Annotated in this window: 8 protein-coding genes and 1 riboswitch; of the genes, 3 read left to right on the forward strand and 5 right to left on the reverse strand. The window is 66.7% G+C overall.

Annotated features, from left to right (window positions below; all coding sequences use genetic code 11):
* Positions 1 to 30: 30 nt before the first annotated feature.
* Positions 31 to 864: a C40 family peptidase gene (locus E1261_RS42050; RefSeq protein ID WP_132415458.1), complete on the reverse strand. Its 834-nt coding sequence runs from the start codon at positions 862 to 864 to the stop codon at positions 31 to 33.
* Positions 864 to 1,033, reverse strand: a riboswitch (cyclic di-AMP (ydaO/yuaA leader). (Overlaps the previous gene by 1 nt.)
* Before the next feature lie 293 nt (positions 1,034 to 1,326).
* On the reverse strand, positions 1,327 to 2,289 hold the full coding sequence (locus E1261_RS42055) for a pyridoxal-phosphate dependent enzyme (protein ID WP_132415460.1): 963 nt from the start codon (positions 2,287 to 2,289) through the stop codon (positions 1,327 to 1,329).
* Positions 2,290 to 2,382: 93 nt separating this feature from the next.
* Here E1261_RS42055 and E1261_RS42060 point away from each other — a divergent pair, with 93 nt between their 5' ends.
* Positions 2,383 to 2,745 (forward strand): YciI family protein, encoded by a 363-nt coding sequence (locus E1261_RS42060; protein WP_132415462.1) that lies wholly within the window; start codon positions 2,383 to 2,385, stop codon positions 2,743 to 2,745.
* Between the two features lie 57 nt (positions 2,746 to 2,802).
* On the opposite strand, the gene E1261_RS42065 is transcribed toward E1261_RS42060, so the two are convergent.
* The 3 genes from E1261_RS42065 to E1261_RS42075 are packed head-to-tail and all read right to left on the reverse strand — an operon-like array spanning position 2,803 to position 4,307.
* On the reverse strand, positions 2,803 to 2,988 hold the full coding sequence (locus E1261_RS42065; protein ID WP_132171270.1) for a YegP family protein: 186 nt from the start codon (positions 2,986 to 2,988) through the stop codon (positions 2,803 to 2,805).
* Positions 2,989 to 3,040: 52 nt separating this feature from the next.
* On the reverse strand, positions 3,041 to 3,634 hold the full coding sequence (locus E1261_RS42070) for a GNAT family N-acetyltransferase (protein ID WP_132415464.1): 594 nt from the start codon (positions 3,632 to 3,634) through the stop codon (positions 3,041 to 3,043).
* A gap of 4 nt (positions 3,635 to 3,638) precedes the next feature.
* Positions 3,639 to 4,307, reverse strand: coding sequence for a TetR/AcrR family transcriptional regulator (locus E1261_RS42075; protein ID WP_132415466.1), 669 nt, complete (start codon positions 4,305 to 4,307; stop codon positions 3,639 to 3,641).
* Positions 4,308 to 4,390: 83 nt separating this feature from the next.
* Between E1261_RS42075 and E1261_RS42080 the strand changes: the two genes are divergently transcribed.
* Both E1261_RS42080 and E1261_RS42085 read left to right on the forward strand, forming a co-directional pair.
* Complete coding sequence (locus tag E1261_RS42080; RefSeq protein WP_132415468.1) at positions 4,391 to 5,818, forward strand: MFS transporter; 1,428 nt, start codon at positions 4,391 to 4,393, stop codon at positions 5,816 to 5,818.
* A 59-nt stretch (positions 5,819 to 5,877) separates the two neighbouring features.
* Complete coding sequence (locus E1261_RS42085; protein ID WP_165952833.1) at positions 5,878 to 6,501, forward strand: tyrosine-protein phosphatase; 624 nt, start codon at positions 5,878 to 5,880, stop codon at positions 6,499 to 6,501.
* The last annotated feature ends 240 nt before the right edge of the window (positions 6,502 to 6,741 follow it).

Below are 6,741 nucleotides of genomic sequence, written 5' to 3' on the forward strand. Positions count from 1 at the left end.
CGTGGGGGGTGGGCCGCTGACGGGGAAGGATCAGACGCGGCCGAAGGCCACGCTCTTGGTCCAGATCTTGCCCTTGCCGATCCGGGTCCCCGGCTTCGACGCGTGCCAGAGCAGGTTGCCACCGGCGTAGACGCCGACGTGGTAGACGCTGCCGCCACCGTTCTTGAAGAAGACCAGGTCACCCGGCTTGGCGGCCGAGCGGCTGATGTGCTTCGTCGCGGCGTACTGCTGACGCGAGGTGCGCGGCATCTTCTTGCCGGCCGCCTTGTACACATAGCCGGTGTAACCGGAGCAGTCGAAGCCGCGCTTCGACGTGCCGCCGTAGCGGTACGGCGTGCCCTTGAGCTTCGCGGCCTCCCGGAGCACCTTGTCCCGGAACAGCTGGGCCTTCACGCCACCCTTGTTGCCGTAGAGCACCTTGTGCTTGGCGGCCCAGGTGAGGCGACCCCAGGTCGCGTGGTCGGTGGTGCCGCTGACCTTGATCCCCCAGGACAGCTGGAACTTGCGCAGTGCCACCACGGTGGTGTTGCCGTAGTAGCCGTCCGGACCCAGGCGCAGTGCGCGCTGGACGAACTTCACGGTCGGGCCGGAGTCACCCTTGCGCAGCAGCGGGCGGCTCTTGATCGGCTGGTGACCGCGGACCTGGGCCGGCGTCAGAGCCTTGGCCGAGGCGGTGGTCGGAGCGGCAGCGATGCTGACCAGAGCGCCGCCGCTGACGGCGAGACCCACGGACAGTACGGCGGCCGCGGCCCGCGGAGCTGCGGACCGGGAAGGCTTGCGGTGCTTGGCGGTGGTCCGATTGGCGGCGGACTCGGTATGGCTGACGGCGCGCGAAAGCGACGTCCGTCGGGCAGTGACGGGCATGGTTGTCTCCCGACGCCTACGGAGTTAGCTGTCGGGTTCGGGCTGGGAAATCTTGCCCGGTCCGCTCCCGCGGACTTCACCCCAGGGATTCGACCACTCACGGTCGAACCCCAACCTCCTGGGTCCCCCACCTCTGCCATTGGTTGTTCGAGGGGAGCGCAGGTGCCTGGCAGAGCTCGGCGTGACACCCGTGCAGTTCGTGTTGTTTACCGAACCGCCGACGACTGTATAACAGAACGATCACGACGCAAACCCTCGAATCGTCAGAGACCCTCCCAAAAGGCCCTCAGAGCCTCTCTGACGGATCAGCAAGTCAGGGTGAACATCTGGTGTCCTGAGCGCGTCTGAGCGGGTCGGAGGCGCCAAATGAGGGCTTCGATGTGAGCTGGGCCACACTTCTTGGTCGCTGTCTGTGACAACGGGCACAGTGCGTACTCAGGTCCGCCTCAGTTCCTTGCGAATTCAGCTATCTGTGAGCAGGTCCCGGAAGCGGTCCAGACCGATGTTCCCGCCGCTCAGCACCACTCCGACGCGCTCGGGCAGCCCCTCGATCCGGCCGGCCAGCAACGCGGCCAGCGCGCTCGCCCCGCTCGGCTCGAGAACGATCTTCAGCCGCTCGAACGCGAACGTCATCGCGGCGAGGATCTCCTCGTCGGTGACGAGCTCGAAGGCCTCCACCAACCGGCGGTTGATCGGGAACGTCAGCTCGCCCGGCGTCGAGATCGCCTGACCGTCGGCAATCGTCCGCGGTACGTCGATCGTCACCCGCTCCCCGGCCGCCAGGGACCGGGCGTGGTCGTCGCCGGCGGCTGGTTCGACGCCGATCATCCGGATCCCCGGTGACAGCGCCGTGGCCGCGGTCGCGCAGCCGGCCATCAGCCCGCCACCGCCGACCGGGACCAGCAGTGCGCCGAGCTGGCCGACCTCCTCGATCAGCTCCAGCGCAACCGTGCCCTGCCCGGCCATCACGTCATAGTGGTCGTACGGCGGGATCAGCGTCATCCCGCGGTCCGCGACCAGCTCCATCGCCAGCGCGGCCCGGTCCTGCGTATAGCGGTCGTAGTGGACCACCTCAGCGCCGTACCCCTTGGTGGCCGCGACCTTCGTTGGCGGTGCGTCGGCGGGCATCAGATTGGTCGCCTTCGTGCCTGCCAGTTGCGCGGCCAGTGCCACGGCCTGCGCGTGGTTCCCCGATGAGTACGCCACGACGCCGCGCGCGAGTTCGTCGGGGGAGAGCCGGCTGATCGCGTTGAAGGCGCCGCGGAACTTGAAGGCGCCGATCCGCTGGAAGTTCTCCGCCTTCAGGAACACCTGGGCCCCGACTCGCTCATCCAGGGTCCGGGACGTGAGGACCGGCGTACGGTGCGCGACGCCTGCGATTCGGCTCGCGGCGGCCTGGATATCTGTGAGACTCAGCTCAGCCATGGGGTGACGCTATCGCGATGTCAAAGTGGTGCGGTCGGCTCCGTACTCATCACCGAGAGGGCCCGGCCGGGTCCGCAGCTGAAGGAGACACCCGTGAAGTACCTAGTGGTCCTGAACATCAACCCCGACGTGCTGTCCGCGCTGAGCGAGACCGAGCAGCAGGCCATCTTCTCGGGGCACGAGAAGTTCATGGCGACGATCCAGGAGTCCGGCGAATTCCACAGCACGGTCGCGCTGGCCGAGCCGGCCAAGAGCTCGGTCGTGAGGGTCCGGGACGGCGTACCGGCGGTGACGGACGGGCCGTTCCTGGAGGCCAAGGAGTTCCTGGCCGGCTACTACCTGATCGACGTCGCCAGTCTGGAGCGTGCCCAGGAGCTGGCCGCGATGATCCCGGACGCCGGCATCGAGGGCCTCGGCGTCGAGGTCCGGCCCGTGATTCACGAGGTCGGGCTGTAGAAGCGTCAGGGGGTTTCTCCACGGTGGGTGGAGAAACCCCCTTGTTTTCTTGACGTTTCAGTCGGTCTGGTCGTCGAGGTTCGCGTCGGCCGCGTTCTTCTTGATCGACTCGATCCCGTTCAGCGCGGCGGCCTTGGTGCCGTAGCTCTCGCTACTGGTCGCGATCACTTCGCCGTTGCCGGCCTTCAGCCGGAACCGGAACTCGCCGGACTTGTCCTTGTAGAGCTCGAACTTCCCCGCCATCGGTATACCTCCACCTGGATTGGTATTACTCCGCGTGGCGAGCGTATCGCCGTCAGCCCGCCGGTACCTCCCGCACCACGCCGGGTGGCCCGTCCCAGCCGGGCCACGGCCCAGGCGCCGTACCGTCGGCGTCCGGCCGCTCCTCTTCCGCTGTCTTGTACGGCGTCAGTCCGCGCGCCTGGTAGTTCGCCAGCGCGGCCGGGCCGTCCAGGGTGTTCGTGTTGACCCAGACGCGAGTGATCGGGGAGACGCTCTCGTGGCGCTCGTCCAGCGTCCACGCCTGACGCAGTCCGACCGTCAGCAGGTGTCCGCCGATTCCACGGCCGATGAAGCTCCGCAGCAGGCCGAAGTTCTCGATCTCGACCTCACTGCCCAGTCCGCGCAGGGCGACGTACCCGGCCGGTACTCCGCCGACCCACGGTACGTAGGTCTCGAAACCGGGTCTGCTCAGCCACTCGACCCACTGGTCCAAGTTCCAGCCGAGTTTGCCGATCCAGTGCCAATGGCCGCCCACTGCGGTGTAGAAGTAGCGAGCGAACTCCGGGGAGACCTCCTCGACCGCCCTGATCTCTACTGGCTGTTCTTTAGCCGGCCGGATCTCCTCTGGGCTGTGCTGTTCCAGATAGGTCAGGACACTGAGAGCCAAGCTGCTACTCCTTGTTCTTGATGCCGCAGATGCCGGCGACGACCAGGTCGATCCCCAGCTCGTAGTACCGGTCGTTCGAGCTCGGGCAGACCAGGGTGTCGGCTGCTGCGGTGACCAGCGGATATTTGTGCGGTGACAGCGCACCGAGTGCGGCACGCTTCCTCCGCAACGAATCCTCGCGCTGCACTGGGTCATTGACCTCACGGGTGATCGGGTCGGTCGTCACCAGGTAGATCAGTGAGCAGATCGACTGCCGGCCGACCTCCGCTGCATCGTCGACGTCGAAGCCGCCTTCGGTGAGCACTTGCAGGACCCGCTCGGCGATCTGCAACCCGTCCTCGGAGACCAGCATCCGGGGCAGAGTCAGGTCAGCCAGCCGCGGGTGCCCGCGCAGTGCGGTCACGAACGCCGTCAGCGCGGTGTGGAGTTGCTTGTCCCACGGCTCGTCTGTCGGCTCGGGCAGCACGACGCTCGAGATCAGACGGTCGCCGAGCGCGGCCAGTAGGTCGTCCTTGTCCTTGAAGTGCCGGTACAGCGCCATCGGCGTGACGCCGTGCAGCTGAGCCAGCCGCCGCAGCGTGACGGCCGCCGGACCCTCGTCGTCGGCAATGGCCAGTGCGCTGTCGACAACCTTCTGCGGATCCAGGCGGCGGGGCGTCTCCTTGGTGATCACGTTGACAAGTTTACACCGTAGACCTACCGTCTACCACGTACGCATACAGCGTATACATACGGCGTAGACTTAGTGAGGTCGGAATGCGACGCAGTCCCTGGGCCACCCTGGCGGTCCTGGCCCTCGCCCAATTCATCGTGGTCCTCGACGTGACGATCGTGAACGTCGCGCTGCCCGACATCCAGGCGGACCTGAACTTCTCCACCGACTCCCTGCAGTGGGTGATCAACGCCTACACGCTGCTCTTCGGCGGCTTCCTGCTCCTCGGCGGCCGGATGGCCGACCTCCTCGGCGCGCGCCGGGTCTTCGTCGGCGGCCTGATCCTGTTCGGCATCACCTCGCTGGTGGCCGGCCTGGCCAACTCACCCGAGTTCCTGATCGGGGCCCGCGCCGTACAGGGTCTTGGCGGAGCACTGCTGTCACCTGCTGCGCTGGCGATTCTCACCATGACGTTCGCGCACGGACGCGAGCGCAACATCGCCATGGGTGTCTGGGGCGGCCTGGCGGGACTCGGTGGAACGCTCGGAGTGGTCGCGGGCGGCGTACTGGTCGATTCACTCAGCTGGCAGTGGGTCTTCTTCGTCAACGTGCCCATCGTGATCGCACTGATCGCGTTGATCCCGGTGTTCGTGCCGGACGTGCGTCACCACGTCGGTGTGCGCACCTTCGACACCCTCGGCGCACTACTCGGTACGGCGGGACTCATGTCGATCGTGTACGGCGTGGTGCGGTCAGAACCCAGTGGGTGGGGATCGGCTGAGGTCATCGGCGTACTGACTGCCGGAGTGCTCATGATGGTCGCCTTCGTGTTCGTCGAACGGCGCTCCGCAGCTCCGCTCGTCCCGATGCGGCTCTTCCGGTCCCGAGCGTTGAGCGTGTCCGGCGCATCGCTCTCGCTCAACGGCGCTGCGTTTCTCTCCATGTTCTTCCTGACTGCTATCTACCTGCAGCAGGTCCGAGGGGACAGCGCACTCGAGGCGGGGGTGCACTTCCTGCCCATGGGCGGTGCCGCGATCGTTGGCGCCGTACTGGCTTCTCAGCTGGTACAGCGAATCGGCACTCGGACTGTCCAGCTCGCCGGAGCCGTCCTGAGCGTCGGCGCGCTGCTGTGGCTCTCGCAGGCCGACGCTACTGGCAGCTACGCGACCCAGCTCCTGCCCGGCCTCATCCTGTTCGGCTTCGGCATCATCGGGGTCGGAGTGCCCGGCCAGATCACCGCAGTCTCCGAAGTACGTCCAGCTGAAGCCGGTGCGGCGTCCGGTGTCGTCAACGCCATGTACCAGGTAGGTGGCGCACTGGGCCTGGCCGTCGTCACCACTCTGTCGATCAGCCACACCACGTCTGAGCTCACCCAAGGCGCCACCCAGCAACACGCTTTCGAGGCCGGCTTCGAGCGCGGCCTTCTGGTAGCAGCCCTCTTCTCAGTAGCCAACGTCATCCTCACCTTGGCCGCAGCGCCCCAACTCCAACCCACCGCAGACCAACTAGCCGAAGCAACAGCCGCCGCCTAACGGGTTGTGAACGCCTCGGCGCCTCGCGCGCCGGGGCGTTCTCGTTGATGATCGATCGCATGCCCCTTGCCTGGCCCAACTGCCGCAACACCCGCGACCTAGGCGGCCTCATCCGCAGCGACAACCTCGACCAGCTAACCCGCAAAGGCCACGCCGCTTTCGCGGCTGCCGGTGTCAGCCGCATCATCGACCTCCGCGACATCTGGGAGACCGACGCCTTCCCCTCCCCGTTCCGCGACGACCCCCGCTGGGTCAACATCCCACTGAACGACCCCAGCGACCCGTACCTGGATCACACCGACCTCTTGCGCTCCTACCAAGCCCTGCTTCGCAACTACCCCCAACGCTTCGCCACGGCGGTCACCGCGATCGCGGAAGCTCCACCAGGCCCGGTAGTAGTCGCCTGCCACGCCGGCCGTGACCGCACCGGCCTGGTCATCGCGCTCACCCTCGCAGCGATCGACGTACCAATCGAAGCCATAGTTGCGGACTACGCGACCGCTCCGTCGACCTGGGAACACGACCCGCCGCTGGCGGCCACGATGCGCACTCTCCTGGCCGACCTGAACGCAGCCGACTACCTCCTGCAGGCCGGTCTGACCCCAGGAGCCCTTACTGCCTTGAAGAATCGCCTCAGTGCCGCACCAACCCACCAACCACCACCGGCGGCAGATGCCCACTAGCCGGCCGCTGAGTCATCAACCCAACCCCCACATCAACAACCGCCGACCGGTGCAACCCCGAGACCTCCTCAACCGGAGTCCACACCGCCTCCGCAGTCTCCCCATTGGCCTCGGGCCGAATCACCCCACCAACAACCCGCACCCCGTAAAACACCCCCACATTCTGATGCGGCACCCCGCGCTTCGCCTGATGCGCCGGAATCACCCGAGAGTCCACCCCCAGCAACTCCTCCACCACCC

The organism is Kribbella albertanoniae (genome assembly GCF_004348455.1).
GTDB lineage: Bacteria > Actinomycetota > Actinomycetes > Propionibacteriales > Kribbellaceae > Kribbella > Kribbella albertanoniae.

Bases quoted from the DNA above. Each gene is read 5' to 3' on its own strand.
- E1261_RS42050 (WP_132415458.1), bottom strand. From the start codon at position 864: ATGCCCGTCACTGCCCGACGGACGTCGCTTTCGCGCGCCGTCAGCCAT.
- E1261_RS42055 (WP_132415460.1), bottom strand. From the start codon at position 2,289: ATGGCTGAGCTGAGTCTCACAGATATCCAGGCCGCCGCGAGCCGAATC.
- E1261_RS42065 (WP_132171270.1), bottom strand. From the start codon at position 2,988: ATGGCGGGGAAGTTCGAGCTCTACAAGGACAAGTCCGGCGAGTTCCGG.
- E1261_RS42080 (WP_132415468.1), top strand. From the start codon at position 4,391: ATGCGACGCAGTCCCTGGGCCACCCTGGCGGTCCTGGCCCTCGCCCAA.
- E1261_RS42085 (WP_165952833.1), top strand. From the start codon at position 5,878: ATGCCCCTTGCCTGGCCCAACTGCCGCAACACCCGCGACCTAGGCGGC.